General features: G+C 66.7%; 13 protein-coding genes. 8 read left to right on the forward strand and 5 right to left on the reverse strand.

All coding sequences use genetic code 11. The annotated features are described in order from the left end of the window. Positions 1-53: 53 nt before the first annotated feature. From G0Q01_RS21605 to cobA, 6 genes are read left to right on the forward strand one after another with little or no spacing between them, the layout of a single operon-like run. Entirely contained in the window at positions 54-1,136 is a 1,083-nt protein-coding gene (locus G0Q01_RS21605; protein WP_164197653.1) for an ABC transporter permease, read from the forward strand. A 5-nt stretch (positions 1,137-1,141) separates the two neighbouring features. Then, positions 1,142-2,824, forward strand: a complete 1,683-nt coding sequence (locus tag G0Q01_RS21610) for an ABC transporter ATP-binding protein (RefSeq protein ID WP_164197654.1) — start codon at positions 1,142-1,144, stop codon at positions 2,822-2,824. A 5-nt stretch (positions 2,825-2,829) separates the two neighbouring features. Further along, positions 2,830-5,265, forward strand: coding sequence for a nitrite reductase large subunit NirB (gene nirB / locus G0Q01_RS21615; RefSeq protein WP_164213850.1), 2,436 nt, complete (start codon positions 2,830-2,832; stop codon positions 5,263-5,265). Then, complete coding sequence (nirD, locus tag G0Q01_RS21620) at positions 5,262-5,594, forward strand: nitrite reductase small subunit NirD (protein WP_164197656.1); 333 nt, start codon at positions 5,262-5,264, stop codon at positions 5,592-5,594. The genes nirB and nirD overlap by 4 nt, the downstream gene beginning before the upstream one ends. Then, positions 5,594-8,233: a nitrate reductase gene (locus G0Q01_RS21625; protein ID WP_164197732.1), complete on the forward strand. Its 2,640-nt coding sequence runs from the start codon at positions 5,594-5,596 to the stop codon at positions 8,231-8,233. Before nirD ends, G0Q01_RS21625 begins: the two co-directional genes overlap by 1 nt. Positions 8,234-8,243: 10 nt before the next feature. Further along, positions 8,244-9,047 carry a uroporphyrinogen-III C-methyltransferase gene (gene cobA / locus G0Q01_RS21630; RefSeq protein ID WP_164197657.1) on the forward strand — a complete coding sequence of 268 codons (804 nt, stop codon included), beginning with the start codon at positions 8,244-8,246 and terminating at the stop codon, positions 9,045-9,047. A 28-nt stretch (positions 9,048-9,075) separates the two neighbouring features. On the opposite strand, the gene G0Q01_RS21635 is transcribed toward cobA, so the two are convergent. The 5 genes from G0Q01_RS21635 to G0Q01_RS21655 all read right to left on the reverse strand — a co-directional run bounded on the left by G0Q01_RS21635 (position 9,076) and on the right by G0Q01_RS21655 (position 13,891). Continuing rightward, positions 9,076-9,714 carry an aspartate/glutamate racemase family protein gene (locus G0Q01_RS21635; RefSeq protein WP_164197658.1) on the reverse strand — a complete coding sequence of 213 codons (639 nt, stop codon included), beginning with the start codon at positions 9,712-9,714 and terminating at the stop codon, positions 9,076-9,078. Beyond that, positions 9,714-10,553, reverse strand: a complete 840-nt coding sequence (locus G0Q01_RS21640; protein WP_164197659.1) for an ABC transporter permease — start codon at positions 10,551-10,553, stop codon at positions 9,714-9,716. Before G0Q01_RS21640 ends, G0Q01_RS21635 begins: the two co-directional genes overlap by 1 nt. 3 nt (positions 10,554-10,556) lie before the next feature. Then, on the reverse strand, positions 10,557-11,420 hold the full coding sequence (locus G0Q01_RS21645; protein ID WP_164197660.1) for an ABC transporter permease: 864 nt from the start codon (positions 11,418-11,420) through the stop codon (positions 10,557-10,559). Positions 11,421-11,549: 129 nt separating this feature from the next. Continuing rightward, entirely contained in the window at positions 11,550-12,815 is a 1,266-nt protein-coding gene (locus G0Q01_RS21650; RefSeq protein WP_164197661.1) for a PotD/PotF family extracellular solute-binding protein, read from the reverse strand. 92 nt (positions 12,816-12,907) lie between these two features. Then, positions 12,908-13,891, reverse strand: a complete 984-nt coding sequence (locus G0Q01_RS21655; protein ID WP_164213851.1) for an ABC transporter ATP-binding protein — start codon at positions 13,889-13,891, stop codon at positions 12,908-12,910. Positions 13,892-14,152: 261 nt separating this feature from the next. On the opposite strand from G0Q01_RS21655, the gene G0Q01_RS21660 reads away from it, so the two are divergent. Together G0Q01_RS21660 and G0Q01_RS21665 are read left to right on the forward strand one after the other, a co-directional pair. Beyond that, complete coding sequence (locus tag G0Q01_RS21660; protein WP_164197663.1) at positions 14,153-14,866, forward strand: GntR family transcriptional regulator; 714 nt, start codon at positions 14,153-14,155, stop codon at positions 14,864-14,866. Positions 14,867-14,877: 11 nt separating this feature from the next. Beyond that, positions 14,878-15,690, forward strand: coding sequence for a GNAT family N-acetyltransferase (locus tag G0Q01_RS21665; RefSeq protein ID WP_235940314.1), 813 nt, complete (start codon positions 14,878-14,880; stop codon positions 15,688-15,690). Positions 15,691-15,703: the final 13 nt, after the last annotated feature.

Below are 15,703 nucleotides of genomic sequence, written 5' to 3' on the forward strand. Positions count from 1 at the left end.
CATCCCGATGCGCGCCGCTCCCCCCCGCGCCATCCAGACCAAGGACCGGACAAATGACCACCGTCGACCCCGATTTCGCCCGAGACGCCGAGCGCGAGGCTCGCCGGGCGCGTCTCTTCACCCGCATCAACAAGGCGGATGCCTGGTTCAAGGTGCTCGGCCTCGCCTGGATCACCCCGCTGCTCAAGGCCGCCGCCGGCGACAACCCCCGCGCCCAGATGAAGGATGTCTGGCGCCTGCTGGGTGTGCCGCTTGTCGCCATCGCCGCCTTCCTCCTGCTCTGGGGCACGCTGGCACCGCAGGTACAGACCTCTCTCGGCGCGGTGCCCGGCCCGGCGCAGGTCTGGTCCGAGGCGGTGAACCTGCACCATGATGCGCAGGCCAAGGCCGCCAAGCAGGCCAAGTTCGAAACCATGGTGGCGCAGCGCAACGAAAAGCTGATCGCCGCAGGCAAGCCCGATCAGGTCAAGGACGTTGCCTACACTGGCGCGCCGAGCTACTACCAGCAGATCTGGACCTCGATCAAAACCGTCTTCTTCGGCTTCCTGATCGCCTCCGCCGTCGCCATTCCGCTGGGAATCTGCGCGGGCCTCTCGCCCACCGCCAATGCCGCGATCAACCCGCTGGTGCAGATCTTCAAGCCAGTCTCGCCGCTGGCCTGGCTGCCGATCGTAACCATGGTGGTCTCGGCTGCCTATGCCACCAACGACGGCATGTTCTCCAAATCCTTCCTGATCTCGGCGATCACTGTGACGCTCTGCTCGCTCTGGCCGACGCTGATCAACACCGCACTTGGCGTGGCCTCGATCGACAAGGATCTGGTGAACGTCTCGAAGGTGCTCAAGATGAACACCTACACCAAGATCACCAAGCTGGTGCTGCCCTCGGCCCTGCCGCTGATCTTCACCGGTCTGCGCCTGTCGCTCGGCGTGGGCTGGATGGTGCTGATTGCCGCCGAGATGCTCGCCCAGAACCCAGGCCTCGGCAAGTTCGTCTGGGACGAGTTCCAGAACGGCTCGTCGTCGTCGCTGGCCAAGATCATGGTCGCGGTCTTCACCATCGGCATCATCGGCTTCCTGCTGGACCGCGTGATGTATGCCCTGCAATCCCTCTTCACCTTCTCGAGCAACCGGTGAGCGCAATGGCCATCCTTGAGTTCCAGAACGTCTCGAAAAGCTTCGGCGAGGGCACCCAGGCGACCCACGTGCTGAAGGACATCAACCTGACTGTCGAGGAGGGCGAGTTCCTTGTCATCCTCGGCTTCTCCGGCACCGGCAAGACCACGCTTATCAACCTGATGGCCGGGCTCGAGACGCCGAGCAAAGGCCGCGTCGCCTTCAAGGGCTACGACATCGAGGGCCCCGGCCCAGAGCGCGGCGTGATCTTCCAGAACTACTCGCTGATGCCCTGGCTCACGGTGGAGGGCAACGTGCGCCTCGCGCTCGACGCGGTCTTCCCCGAGATGACCAAGACCGAGAAATCGAAGAAGACCGCCCATTACATCAAGATGGTCGGCCTCAGCCACGCCGCGCACCGCCGTCCTGCCGAGCTCTCGGGCGGGATGCGCCAGCGCGTCAACGTCGCCCGGGCACTGGCCATGTCGCCCGAGATGCTGTTGCTCGACGAGCCGCTCTCGGCGCTCGACGCGCTGACCCGCGCCAACCTCGCCGACGAGATCGAGGCGATCTGGGAGCAGGACAAGAAGACCTGCGTGCTGATCACCAACGACGTCGACGAGGCGATTACCCTCGCCGACCGGATCATCTCGCTGAACCCCGACGGCACGCTGGGCGCCGAATTCCGCGTCGACATTCCCCGCCCGCGCGAACGCAGCGAGATGAACCACCACGAGGGGTTCAAGAAGCTGCGCGCCGAGGTCACCGGCTACCTGATGGACGTCGGCATCAAGGCAAAGGTCGAGGGCTCGCGCATCCTGCCAAACGTCACCCCGATCCACGCCGTGCCCGCTGCGGTGCAGAAGGCGCAGGAAGGAATGATCGACGAGCGTTTCCTCGACTTCAGCCAGCTGCACAAAATCTACCCCACCCCCAAGGGCCCGCTGACGGTGGTCGAGGACTTCAACCTCAAGGTCAACCGCGGCGAGTTCATCTCGCTGATCGGCCACTCGGGCTGCGGCAAGTCCACCGTGCTGACCATGGCCGCCGGGCTCAACGGCATCTCGAAGGGCGCGATCAAGCTCGATGGCCGCCACGTCGAAGGGGCCGATCCCGAGCGCGCCGTGGTGTTCCAGTCGCCGAACCTCTTCCCCTGGCTCACCGCCCGCGAGAACTGCGCCATCGGCGTCGACAAGGTCTATCCCAAGGCCAGCCAGGCCGAACGTCAGGACGTTGTGGAATACTACCTCGAACGGGTCGGGCTGGCCGATGCCATGGACCGCGGCGCCGCCGACATGTCCAACGGCATGAAGCAGCGCGTCGGCATCGCCCGCGCCTTCGCGCTCTCGCCCAAGCTGCTGCTGCTCGACGAGCCCTTCGGTATGCTCGACAGCCTCACCCGCTGGGAGCTGCAGGAAGTGCTGATGGAGGTCTGGAGCCGCACCAAGGTCACCGCGATCTGCGTCACCCATGACGTCGACGAGGCGATCCTGCTGGCTGACCGCGTGGTGATGATGACCAACGGCCCGCAGGCCACCATCGGCAAGATCACCGATGTGAACCTGCCCCGCCCGCGCACCCGCAAGGCGCTGCTCGAGCACGCCGACTACTACGCCTACCGCCAGGAAGTGCTCGATTTCCTCGAAGAATATGAACACGGCGCCAAGCCCAAACCCCAACCGGCCGCCAAGGCCATCGCAGCGGAGTGACCAAGATGGCGAAGAAACTCATCGTGATCGGTGCCGGCATGGCCTCTGGCCGCATGCTGGAACATCTGATCGACGAGGCGCCCGGCGCCTATGACATCACGCTCTTCAACGCCGAGCCGCGCGGCAACTACAACCGGCTGATGCTCTCGCCAGTGCTGTCGGGTGAAAAGACCTACGAGGACATCGTCACCCATGACGCCGCTTGGTACGAAGAGCGGGGCGTGACCTGCCGCTTCGGCGAGAAGGTCGTGGCGATCGACACCGCTGCAAAGGTGGTTACCGGCGAGAAAGGCACCCTGCCCTACCACAAGCTGGTCATCGCCACCGGGTCGAACCCCTTCATCATCCCGCTTCCGGGACATGACCTGGAGGGCGTCATCCCCTACCGCGACCTTGAGGACACCGAGGCGATGATGGCGCTTGGCGCGGCCAAAAGGGCGGTTGTCATCGGCGGCGGCCTTCTGGGGCTGGAAGCCGCCGCCGGCATGGCCGCACGCGGCACCGAGGTCGACGTGGTGCACATCATGGGCCACCTGATGGAGCGCCAGCTCGACGAGGCGGCGGGCTACTTGCTGCGCAAGTCGCTGGTCGACAAGGGCATCCGCATCCACTGCAAGGCCAACTCCAAGCAGATCCTCGCGGACGACCGCGGCCATGTCCGCGCGCTGCAACTGGATGACGGCACCGAGCTGCCCTGCGACCTGCTGGTCATGGCCGTCGGCATCCGCCCGAGCACCGCGCTCGGCAAGGCGGCGGGGCTTGAGGTGAACCGCGGCATTGTCGTCGACGACCAGATGGTCACCTCGGACCCCGATGTTCTGGCGCTTGGCGAATGCGTCGAGCACGCCGGGGCGATCTTCGGCCTTGTCGCGCCGCTTTACGATCAGGCCAAGGTGCTGGCCAAGACCCTGCTCGGGCAGGAGGCGAGCTTCTTGCAGAAGGAAGTTGCCACCAAGCTCAAGGTCACCGGCTGCGATCTCTTCTCGGCGGGCGATTTCGCCGAAGGTGACGGCCGCGAGGACATTGTTTTCCGCGACCCGGCCCGCGGCGTCTACAAGCGGCTGATCCTCAAGGGCAATCGCCTGATCGGCGCGGTCATGTATGGCGACACCGCCGACGGCGCGTGGTTCCACGGCCTTATCAAGGACGCCACCGACGTCGAGGAGATGCGCGAGACGCTGATCTTCGGACCGGCCTACCAGGGGGGGGCCGCTGCGGACCCTATGGCGGCCGTTGCAGCCTTACCGCGTGACGCGGAGATCTGCGGCTGTAACGGCGTCTGCAAGGGACAGATCGAAGATGCCATCCTCACCGGCGCGACCGACCTCGGGGCGATCCGCGCCACCACCAAGGCGAGTGCCTCCTGCGGCACCTGCACCGGGCTGGTCGAGCAACTGCTCGGCGCAACGCTGGGCGATGACTTCGTCATCCCCGCCGCGCGATCCATCTGCGGCTGCACCGATCTCAGCCATGAGGACGTGCGCCGCCTGATTAAGTCGCAGGAGCTTAAATCGCAGGAGGCGGTCTGGCAGGAACTCGGCTGGACCACGCGCAACGGCTGCCATGTCTGCCGCCCGGCGGTGAACTTCTACCTGCTCGCCGACTGGCCGCTCGACTACGTGGACGACCCGCAGAGCCGCTTCGTCAACGAGCGCAACCACGCCAACATCCAGAAGGACGGCACCTATAGCGTGATGCCCCGCATGTGGGGCGGCATGACCACCCCGCAGGAATTGATGGCCATCGCACAGGCGGCCGAGAAATACGGCGCCACGGTCAAGGTCACCGGCGGCCAGCGCATCGACCTTCTGGGGGTGAAAAAGGAAGACCTGCCCGCCATCTGGCATGACCTCAATCAGGCCGGCATGGTCTCGGGCCACGCCTACACCAAGGGTCTGCGCACGGTGAAGACCTGCGTGGGCAGCGACTGGTGCCGCTTCGGCACGCAGGATAGCACCGGGCTCGGCATCGCGCTCGAGCGGAGGCTGTGGGGCTCTTGGACGCCGCATAAGGTCAAGCTCGGCGTCTCGGGCTGCCCGCGCAACTGCGCCGAGGCCACCTGCAAGGACGTCGGCATCGTCTGCGTCGACTCTGGCTTCCAGATCGGCGTCGCCGGGGCCGCGGGCATGGACGTGAAGGAGACCGAGCGTCTGGTGGACGTGCGCACCGAGGAAGAGGCGATGGAATGGACCGTCGCCTTCATCCAGCTCTACCGCGAGCACGCCAAGTATCTCGACAGGCCCTACAAATGGGTCGCCAAGGTGGGGCTCGACTGGGTGAAGGAAACCCTCGCGGATGCCGCTGAGCGGCAAGCGCTGGTCGAGCGTTTCGACCTGTCGCAATCCGTCTACCAAAAGGACCCCTGGGCCGAGCGGGCCAAACCGGAGGTGGCGCGCCGCTTCCACCCGCTCGCCGATCTCACGCTGGAGGCTGCGGAATGAGCTGGATCGACATCGGACATATCGACGACATCCCCCTGCGCGGGGCGCGGCTGGTAAAGACCCCCGTGGGCTGCGTGGCGATCTTCCGCACCGCCGAGGCGGAGGTTTTCGCCGCCTCCAACGCCTGCCCGCACAAGGCGGGGCCGCTCTCGGAGGGCATCGTGCACGGCCAGAAGGTTACCTGCCCGCTGCACAACTGGGTGTTCGACCTCCACACCGGTGAGGCGCAGGGCGCCGACGAGGGTCGCATCGCCACCTACCCGGTGCGGCTCGAGGGGGCGCGTATCCTGCTCGACGGCCATGCCGTCGGAAAGCGGAGCGCCGCGTGATGGACGGCTCGGGCCTGCCTGAAATCCGCTCGACCTGCGCCTATTGCGGCGTCGGCTGCGGCGTGCTGCTGCGCCCCGACGGGGCGGGCGGGCTCGTCGTGCGCGGCGACCCCGCGCACCCGGCCAACAAGGGGCGCCTCTGCTCCAAGGGCTCGCAATTGGGCGAGACGGTGGGGCTTGAGGGCCGGTTGCTGAAGCCGCGGGTCAACGGGCTCGACAGCGAGTGGGATGCCGCGCTCGACCTCGTCGCCCTGCGCTTCCGCGAGACCATCGCCGAGCACGGGCCGAACAGCGTGGCCTTCTACGTCTCGGGTCAGATGCTGACCGAGGATTACTACGTCGCCAACAAGCTGATGAAGGGCTTCATCGGCTCCGCCAACATCGACACCAACTCGCGACTCTGCATGGCCTCGACCGTGGCAGGCCACAAGCGCGCCTTCGGCACCGACACCGTGCCCGGCAGCTACGAGGACCTCGAAGAGGCCGATCTGGTGGTGCTGGTGGGCAGCAACCTTGCGTGGTGCCACCCGGTGCTGTTCCAGCGCGTCGTCGCTGCGAAGAAGGCGCGCCCGGGCATGAAGGTCGTCGTGGTCGATCCGCGCCGCACCGCCACCTGCGACGCCGCCGACCTGCACCTGCCGCTGAAGGCCGGAACGGATGTGGCGCTGTTCAACGGACTGCTGACCGAGATCGCCGCGCAGGGCGCGGTGGACGCAGATTTCATCACCCATGTCGAGGGTTTCGAAGCCGCGTTGGGATCGGCCTCGGACGATGATCCTGCCCGCACCGGGCTCGACACCGCCACGCTGCGGCGGTTCTACGATCTCTTCGTGCGCACCAAGAAAGTCGTCACCGTTTTCTCGCAGGGCGTGAACCAGTCCTCCTCGGGCACCGACAAGGTCAATGCGATCCTCAACTGCCACCTCGCCACCGGGCGCATCGGCAAGCCGGGCATGGGGCCGCTTTCTGTCACCGGCCAGCCCAACGCCATGGGCGGGCGCGAGGTCGGCGGGCTGGCGAACATGCTGGCCTGCCATCTAGATATCGAGAATATTTCCCACCGCTCCGCCGTGCGCGAATTCTGGTCCGCGCCCACCATCCCCGACACGCCCGGGCTGAAGACGGTGGACCTTTTCCAGGCCGTGGGCGAGGGCCGGATAAAGGCGCTCTGGGTGATCCACACCAACCCCGCCGTCACCATGCCCGACGCCGACCGGGTGCGTGACGCGATCAAGGACTGCCCCTTCGTGGTGGTCAGCGACATCACCGCCGCCACCGACACCGCCCGGCTTGCGGATGTGCTGCTGCCCGCCACCGCTTGGGGCGAGAAGGAGGGCACCGTCACCAATTCCGACCGCACCATCTCGCGCCAGCGCGCCGCCCTGCCCGCGCCCGGCGCGGCAAAACCCGACTGGGAAATCCTCTCGGAAGTGGGAAGGCGCATGGGCTGGCATTCGGCTTTCGACTATGCCTCCCCCGCCGAGATCTTCCGCGAGCACGCCGCGCTTTCGGGCATCGCCGGCGGTTTCGGCAAGGATTTCGACATCTCGGGCCATGCCGATCTTTCAGACGCAGCATACCACGCGCTCGCGCCCTTTCGCTGGCCCTACGCCGGAGCGCGCAGGGGCGGGCGGTTCTTTGGCGACGGCGCCTTCTACACCGAGAGTGGCCGCGCCCGCATGGTGCCGGTGAAATGGAAGGACTTCGCTCAGAAGACCGCACGTCGCTTCCCCTTCCGCTTCAACACCGGGCGTATCCGCGACCAGTGGCACACGATGACCCGCACGGCGCGCTCGCCGCGGCTGTCGGCGCATCTCGCCGAGCCCTTCGTCGAGATCCATCCCGAGGACGCGGCGGCGCTGGCGATCGCGCCCGCCAGCCTCGTGCGGGTCACCTCCACTCACGGAACGGCCCTCCTGCGGGCCCTCATCACCGACAAGGTGCAGCGCGGCGAGGTCTTTGCCCCCATACACTGGACCGGCGAGACCGCGCCCGCCGCCCGCATCGACGCGCTCGTGCCCCCCATCACCGACCCGATCTCGGGCCAGCCCGAGAGCAAGGGCGCGGTGGTCGCGCTCGCGCCCTTCAGCGCCAAGTGGTACGGCTTTGCCGTTTCCTGCACCGAGATGGCGCCCGAAAGCGACTATTGGGCGGTCGCCCGCACCGAGAGCGGCTGGCGGCTCGAGATGGCCGGGAGCGAGGCTCCCGAAGACTGGGAGGCCGAGGCGCGCCGCCTCTTCGACCTGCCGCGCGCCGAGGCTCAGGTGGTCAGCGATCCGCGCCGTGGTTCGGTCCGCATCGCCTTTCACGCCGAGGGCCGGCTGCGCGCCGCGCTCTTCGTCTCGCCCGAGCCGGTGGGGGTGATGCGCAGCCATGTCGCCACGCTGCCCGGTGAAGAAGCGCCGCATGTGCTCACCGGACGCGCCCCCGCCGACCAGCCCGATCCTGGTCCGGTGGTCTGCGCCTGCTTCAACGTCGGGGTGAACACCATCCTGGACGGCATCGAGACGCAGGGGCTGATGAGTGTCGACGCCATCGGCGCGGCGCTGCAGGCGGGCAGCAACTGCGGCTCCTGCCGCCCCGAGCTCGCGGCCCTGCTGTCCCGCGCCAAGACCTTGACCCCCGAAGCCGCAGAATGAGGAGCCCGAGATGAGCGTTCTTCCCAGCTTTCACATCGCCACGCCGGACGAGATGCCGGCCAAGGGGACCATCGCCCTCGTCGGGGCTGGCCCCGGCGCGGCGGATCTGCTGACCCTGCGGGCGGCGGCGCGTCTTCAGACAGCCGATGTGATCTTCTATGACCGGCTCGTCGATCCCGAGGTGCTGGCGCTGGCCGGGCCGCGCGCCGAGCTGGTCTTCGTCGGCAAGGAGGTCGGCGCCCACGCCTGGCCGCAGGAGCAGATCAACGCCGTCATCGTTGCCGCCGCCCTGCGGGGGCGCAATGTCGTGCGTCTCAAGTCCGGCGATCCCGGCATCTTCGGACGCGCCGCCGAGGAACTCGAGGCCGCGCGGATGCACGGCATCGAGACCGAGATCGTCCCCGGGGTGACCGCTGCCATGGCCGCCGCCGCCCGCGCCGGCATCCCGTTGACGACGCGCGGCGAGACCGATGCGCTGGTGCTGGCCACTGGCCACGCCCGCGCCGGCGATCCCCTGCCCGACTGCGCCCGCCACGCCCGGCCCGGCGTCGCGCTGGCGCTCTACATGGCGGTGAGCCAGGCCGAGCGGATCACCCGGTCGCTGCTGGAGACGGGGATGCCCGAGGATGCGCCGCTGACCATCGCGGTGGAGGTCTCGAAGCCGGGCGAACGGATCATCATCGGGCGGCTCGTGGACCTTCCGGCGCTGCTCGTCCAGCACAGGGTAAAGGGCTGCGCGGCGATCCTCGCGAGCTGGCCGAAGATGGCGAAGGCCGGGGTGTGCGAGGGAGCGACAGGCAAGGCGCTGGCCTGAGCCATCCTCTTGACGATAGCTCGGCGGATCAGAGCACCGAGATCAGCCGCGCCGCGCTTTCCACGCCGTCGATCACCGGCTTGTCGAACCGTTCCCGCAGGTGTGCCGTCAGCTTCGCCATGCCGGCGCAGCCGAGGATCACGCAATCCACACCGTCGCCCGCCATGGAACGCGCGGTCTCGGCGGCCACCGCCTCGGTCGCCGCCTCGGGATCTTCCTCAAGCGCCAGAACCGGCACGTCGGAGGCGCGCACCTTGCCCAGCAGGTGCTCGAAGCCATAGCGGATGACGTTCTCCTCGAGGATCGGCACCGAAACCGCCAGCGTAGTGACCACTGAGAAGCTCCAGCCGCGCAGGGCGGCGGCGTGATAGGCCGCCTGCCCGATGCCGATCACCGGCACCTTCGAGCGGGCCTGCGCCTCGGCCAGCGCGGTGTCGTCGAAACAGGCGATGATGATGCCCTCGAAGCCCTCGGCATTGGCCTTGTCGATCAGCCCCAGCAGCGGCGGCGCAGCCTTCAGCCCGTCGGCGTGACCCTGGATGGCGGGCGGGCCGTCGGCATTCGTCCAGCCCTCGAGGGTCAGCCCCGGCACCGAGGCGCGGGCGACCTCCAGCATGGCCTCGGTCATCGCGGCGGTGCTGTTGGGGTTGATAATGAGGTAGGCCATCAGATCATGCCCTTGCCGGCATCCGACCCCTGCTTCGCCCGCCGCTTGTTCATCGACCAGACGGTGATCAGGAACACCCCGATAATCACCAGCGAAAACGCCGTGGTCAGCGTGCCGAGCGCAAAGATCACCGGCGTGGTGACATTGGTGGTCATGCCGTAGATCTCGAGCGGCAGCGTGTTGTAGCTGCCCGCGGTCAGCAGGGTGCGGGCGAACTCGTCGTAGCTGAGCGTGAACCCGAAGAGCGCGACGCCGATCAGCGAGGGCGCGATGATCGGCAGCACCACGTGGCGCAACGCCTGCCAGTTGCTCGCGCCCTGATCGCGGGCCGCCTCCTCGTAGGATTTGTCGAAACGGTTGAACACCGCGAACATGATCAGCAAGCCGAAGGGCAGCGTCCATGTCAGCTGCGAGCCGAAGCCGGAGCTGGCCCAGTGGATCTTCAGCCCGGCCTGGCTGAAGATCAGCCCGACCCCGAGCGAGACCAGGATCGAGGGGATCACCAGCGCGGTGATCACCAGGTAGAACAGCACCACGTTGCCGGCGAAGCGCTTGCGGAAGGCCAGCCCGCCCATCACCGAGACGATGACGGTGGTGACCATGACCATGAGCCCCAGCACGAAGCTGCGGCGGAAGCTGCCCCAGATGTCGCCCACCGCCTGCTGCTGGAAGAGGTCGAAGAACCAGTGCAGCGACGCGCCGCGCATCGGGAAGGTGAGGCCGCCCTGTGGCCCTTGGAAGCTGAGGATCGCGATGGTGAAGGTCGGCCCGTAGAGGAACAGCAGGAACAGCACGAAGAAAGCGCCGAGCACGTAGAAGGAGCGGGGGCGGGTTTCCATGGATCAGAGCTCCTTGCGGATGTCGACGAAGCGCAGAAGGATGCCGATGACCATCAGCACGGTGACCAGCAGCACCACCGCCGTGGCCGAGGCCGAGGGGTACTGCAGCAGCGCGATGTCGTTCTGGATGAGCCGGCCGACGTTGGCCGATTGCGAGCCTGACATGAATCGGACCGTAACGAAGTCGCCCATCACCAATGTGACAACGAAGATCGTGCCGATCATGATGCCCGGCTTGCACAGCGGGATGATCACGTTGGTCAGCGTCTGGAACCCGCTGGCGCCGCCGTCATAGGCCGCCTCGATCAGCGATTTGTCGATGCGCATCATGGTGTTGAAGATCGGCACCACCATGAACAGCGTGTAGAGATGCACGAAGGCCAGGATCACCGAGAAGTCCGAGTAAAGCAGCCAGTCCAGCGGCTCGTCGGTGATGCCCGCCGAGATCAGCGCCGAGTTGGCCAGCCCGTTGCGCCCGAGAAAGGGGATCCACGAGATCATCCGGATGATGTTCGAGGTCCAGAACGGGATGGTGCAGAGCAGGAAGAGCGCGATCTGCCACGTTTGAGTGCGCACGTGGAAGGCGAGGAAATAGGCGACGGTGAAGCCGATCCCAAGGGTGAAGGCCCAGACGATCAGCGCATATTTGATGGTGTTGCCGAACACCCGGTAGGTCACCGGCGAGCCGAAGAGGAAATCGTAATTTTCCCAGCTGAAGGCCGGGATGATCGAGAATTCCGTCGCCTGCCAGAAGCTGACGACGACGATCATCGCGATGGGCAGCACGAGGAAGAGGATCAGGACGAGCGTCAGGGGCGAGGCCAGCAGCCAGCCGGTCAGGTGTCGGTTCGTTTCGCCAGCGCGCATGGGGCCTCCGGTCGTTGTGTCCTGCGGCTGCACCGCATCATGGGCCGCGCCCCGGGCACATCCGGGGCGCGGCGGTCTCGGTCAGGACCAAGGTGTGAAGGTCAGACCCGAGGGATCAGGCCGAGAAGATCAGGCCGCGATGAACTCGTTCCACTTGCGGACCATGTACTGGTTCTCGTCCATGACCGCGTTCCAGCAGGCGACGGAGCCCATGCGCTCCTCGAAGGAACCGCCGTCGCGCACCTCGCCGGCCTGTGCCATGGCGTCGCCGAAGGGGTTGGTGATGGTGTCGGTGGCTTCCTTGCCCTCGAACCAGTAACCCCACTCGTTCTCGGTCATGTAATCCTTTGAGGTTTCCGGGACCGCCGAGTAATAGCCCTGGCGCATCAGGAAGCCGCCGACCCAGCCATCGAGGTACCAGTTGATGTACTCGTAGGCCGCGTCGAGCTCGAGCCCCGAGAGGTTCTTCGACAGGCCGATGCCGCCGCCCCACGAGCGGTAGCCCTCCTTCAGCGGCTGGTAGACGCAATCGATGCCACGCGACTTGACGGCCGTGATCGCCGGCGACCACATCGACTGGATCACCACCTCGCCCGAGGCCATCAGGTTGACGCTCTCGTCGAAGGTCTTCCAGAAGGCGCGGAACTGGCCGGCTTTCTTGGCCTCGGTGAAGATCGCCATGGTCTTGTCGATCTCTTCGCGGGTCATGTTGCCCTTGTCGCCATAGGCGATCTCGCCCATCGCTTCGCAGACCATGGCGGCGTCCATGATGCCGATCGAGCTAATGTCGAGGATCGAGGCCTTGCCCTTGAACTCGGGGTTCAGAAGCTCGGCCCAAGTGTCGATCGGGCGACCGATGAGGTCGGGGCGGATGCCCAGTGTGTCGGCGTTGTAGATCGTCGGGATGAGGGTCATCCAGTTGGTCTGTTCCGAGGCGAACGTGGTGCCGTCGGGACCGTCGGTAAAGCCCACGGTATGCGGCGCGGTGCCCTGCGCGATGGTCGACTCGGGCGTCAGCTTGCCGTCCTTGAAGATACCGACGATCTTGTCGTAGTTCTTGATCTTGCTGACATCCATGGCCTGCAGGTTGCCGGTCGGCCAGACCTTCTTGCAGATCCAGTACTCGATGTCGGCGATGTCGAAGCTGCCGGGCTGGGTGGCGGCCCGCTGGGTCACCGCGTCGGAATCCAGCGCGGTCATCTCGAGCGTGAAGCCAAGGTCTTCCTTCACCTTCTGGCCCACCTCGTTGAGGTTCGACACGCCGGTGCCGAATTGGCGCAGAGTGACATCCTTGATGTTCTGCGCCCAGATCATCGGCGCCGGGAAGGCGCTGGCCGCACCTGCGGCGGCGGCGCCCTTCAGAAGCGTCCGCCGGCTGAGGGTCTGTTTGGTCATGGTGGTCTCCCTGTCTGTTGTTTTTCTGGTTTGCGGTCTTTGGAAATGCGTATTTGGAAAGAGAAGAAGGGGCAGCGCCGCGCGCGGCGCGGTCAGGCCGAAAGCGGATGCAGCGCCCGGTCGTCCCAGCTGAGGCCAACCCCGTCGCCGGGGGATTTCGGATCGGAGAAGAACTGCGCTTCCGGCACCCAGGCCGTGACATCCTGATCGCCGGCCGCGAGGACGGTCACCGCCACATGCGCGCCCTGGAACTCCACCGAGGTGACCCGCCCGCCCAGAGGCGCGCCGGTCTCGGGGGCGATGCGCGTCAGGTCATTGCGGATGGCGAAACGGCCCTGCGGCAGCGCCAGCACGTTGTGCCCCCCCATGAACCGGGCGACGAACTCTGTCTTCGGCGCATTGAACACGTCGCGCGGGGGGCCCGCCTGCTCGATCACGGCGTTGTTCATCACGACGATCTCGTCGGCCAGCGCCAGGGCCTCGTCCTGGCCGTGGGTGACATGCACGAAGGTGATGCCAAGCTCGCGCTGCAGGCGCTTCAGCTCGGCGCGCATGCGGATGCGCAGGAACGGGTCCAGCGCCGAGAGCGGCTCATCGAGCAACAGGATCTGTGGCTCGGTGATCAGCGCCCGTGCCAGCGCCACGCGCTGCTGCTGCCCGCCCGAGAGCTGCGAGGGCAGGCGCTCTGCATAGGGCGTCATGTCGACGAGCGAGAGCATCTCCATCGCCGAGTTGCGGCGTGTGGCGGCGTCGACGCCCTTCATCTTCAGGGAGAAGGCGACGTTGTCGGCCACCGACAGGTGCGGAAAGAGCGCGTAGCTCTGGAACATCATCGCCGTGCCGCGCTTCGCAGGCGGCAGGTAGGAGATGTCAGCCCCGCCCAGCACGATCGAGCCGTCGCTGACCGTCTCGTGCCCGGCGATCATCCGCAGAGTCGAGGATTTGCCGCAGCCCGAGGGGCCGAGCAGGCAGGCATAGACGCCCGAGCCGAAATGGTGGTTGATCGCGTCCACCGCGACAGTGTCGCCGTAGCGCTTGGTCAGGCCGACGAGTTCAAGATCGAGTCCTTGGCGCATGTGTCCCCCGTTGTTCCGGCCTCAGCTCCGCCGCAGCGGCTGCCTCCAGATCGTGTCCCCGGGGCGCGCGAAAAACGAAGCGCGGGCGACGATGGGGAAGGCCAGAAACTGGTGTCCGCTTAAATTTTCACCAATGTTCATGACCTCTGTGCGCTTTTTGACTTCATATTGTATACGATCCTCGAAATCATCCCGTGCGATCCCCGCACCACTTGTGCGCACAGAGGCTCTGGGGGAACAGTGAAGCGAAAGGAGACACGCGTGAGCTCAGGAGCGGAAAACCCGGGAAGAACCGCAGAACGCGCCAAGGGCTCCAAGGCCCGGTCTGTCGCAGATGCGCTGACCTTGGCGGTGCACGAGCACCGTCTGGCGCCGGGCCTCAAGCTGAACGAGGACGAAGTCGGTGAGATCTTCGGCGTGGGGCGGACAATCGTTCGCTCGGCGCTACAGATGCTGGCGCATGATCAACTCGTCACGATCGAGCCCAACCGCGGCGCCTTTGTCGCGGAGCCGTCGATCCGCGAGGCCCGCGAGGTCTTCGAGGCCCGCGCGCTGCTCGAGCCGCGCACGGCCCGCTCGGCCGCCGAACGCATCACAGCAGAGGGCGTCGCCCGGCTGCGCGCCCACAACAGGGCCGAGCACGCGGCGCTCGACAGGGGCGACTACGGCACCGCGCTGCGGCTCTCCGGCGAGTTCCACATCAAGATCGCGCGCATTGCCGACCAGTCCACCATCGCCGAATTCATCACCCAGCTCATCGCAAGATCTTCTCTGGTCATCGCTCTTTACTGGCGCAGACCCGAGGCAATGTGCGAAACTCATGCGCATGAGGCGCTGCTGTCCGCCCTTGAACGGGGCGACGGCGCCACGGCGGAGGAGATGATGAAGGGCCACCTGCTCGATCTGCTGTCGTCGCTCGATCTGCGCGAGGCCCCGCCTCCGCCGCAGAGCTTGCGCGACGCCCTGCGGCCATGATGCTGCGAACCATGACCCGGGCCGATCTCGGCCGGGCGCTCGACTGGGCCGCCGAGGAGGGCTGGAACCCGGGGCTCGAGGATCTCGAGGTCTTTCATGCAACCGACCCGAGCGGCTTTTTCTGCGCCGAGCTTGGCGGCAAGATGGCGGCGGCGATCTCGGTGGTGAACCATTCTCCCACGCTTGCCTTCCTGGGGCTCTACCTCTGCGCACCGGCGTACCGCGGCCAGGGCATCGCCCATGCGCTCTGGCTGCACGCGCTGAGACACGCCGGCGACCGCACGGTCGGGCTCGACGGCGTACCGGCGCAGCAGGAGAACTATCGAAAGTCGGGCTTCGTGCTGGCCGGACAGACCAGGCGCTACGCCGGGAGGTTGCACGCTGGGCACGGCAAGGGGGTGACCTCGGCCTCGGCGGCGGACCACCCGCTGCTGATGGAGCTGGAGCGCCGCGCCTGCGGCTATGCCAAGCCCGCCTTCTGCGCCGCCTGGCTTGAACCGGCGCAAAGCCGCTACACGCTGGTACACCGGATCAATGGCGCGCCGGATGGGTTCCTCACCCTGCGGCGGTGCCGCGAAGGCTGGAAGATCGGCCCGCTCTGCGCGCCGGATCTGCAGGTTGCAAGCACGCTGCTAGAGGCTGCGGCCCAGCACACCGAGGACGAGCCGGTGATGATCGACCTGCCGCAGGGGTCGGCGCCGCTGGCCGCGCATTGCCTCGAGATGGGGCTCGAGCAGATGTTCCACACCGCCCGCATGTATCGGGGCCCCGCTCCACTGCCCGGACCCGGCCTGCACGCGGTGGCGACTCTGGAGCTCGGCTGAGGCCGGGCTCGCT

Source organism: Salipiger sp. PrR007 (assembly GCF_010499845.1).
Lineage (GTDB): Bacteria > Pseudomonadota > Alphaproteobacteria > Rhodobacterales > Rhodobacteraceae > Salipiger > Salipiger pacificus_A.

What these genes read in the sequence shown, in the direction of transcription:
- G0Q01_RS21650 (WP_164197661.1), bottom strand. Translation starts at nt 12,815, where the DNA reads ATGACCAAACAGACCCTCAGCCGGCGGACGCTTCTGAAGGGCGCCGCC.
- G0Q01_RS21625 (WP_164197732.1), top strand. Translation starts at nt 5,594, where the DNA reads ATGGACGGCTCGGGCCTGCCTGAAATCCGCTCGACCTGCGCCTATTGC.
- cobA (WP_164197657.1), top strand. Translation starts at nt 8,244, where the DNA reads ATGAGCGTTCTTCCCAGCTTTCACATCGCCACGCCGGACGAGATGCCG.
- G0Q01_RS21665 (WP_235940314.1), top strand. Translation starts at nt 14,878, where the DNA reads ATGACCCGGGCCGATCTCGGCCGGGCGCTCGACTGGGCCGCCGAGGAG.
- nirB (WP_164213850.1), top strand. Translation starts at nt 2,830, where the DNA reads ATGGCGAAGAAACTCATCGTGATCGGTGCCGGCATGGCCTCTGGCCGC.
- G0Q01_RS21640 (WP_164197659.1), bottom strand. Translation starts at nt 10,553, where the DNA reads ATGGAAACCCGCCCCCGCTCCTTCTACGTGCTCGGCGCTTTCTTCGTG.
- nirD (WP_164197656.1), top strand. Translation starts at nt 5,262, where the DNA reads ATGAGCTGGATCGACATCGGACATATCGACGACATCCCCCTGCGCGGG.
- G0Q01_RS21645 (WP_164197660.1), bottom strand. Translation starts at nt 11,420, where the DNA reads ATGCGCGCTGGCGAAACGAACCGACACCTGACCGGCTGGCTGCTGGCC.
- G0Q01_RS21655 (WP_164213851.1), bottom strand. Translation starts at nt 13,891, where the DNA reads ATGCGCCAAGGACTCGATCTTGAACTCGTCGGCCTGACCAAGCGCTAC.
- G0Q01_RS21605 (WP_164197653.1), top strand. Translation starts at nt 54, where the DNA reads ATGACCACCGTCGACCCCGATTTCGCCCGAGACGCCGAGCGCGAGGCT.
- G0Q01_RS21610 (WP_164197654.1), top strand. Translation starts at nt 1,142, where the DNA reads ATGGCCATCCTTGAGTTCCAGAACGTCTCGAAAAGCTTCGGCGAGGGC.
- G0Q01_RS21635 (WP_164197658.1), bottom strand. Translation starts at nt 9,714, where the DNA reads ATGGCCTACCTCATTATCAACCCCAACAGCACCGCCGCGATGACCGAG.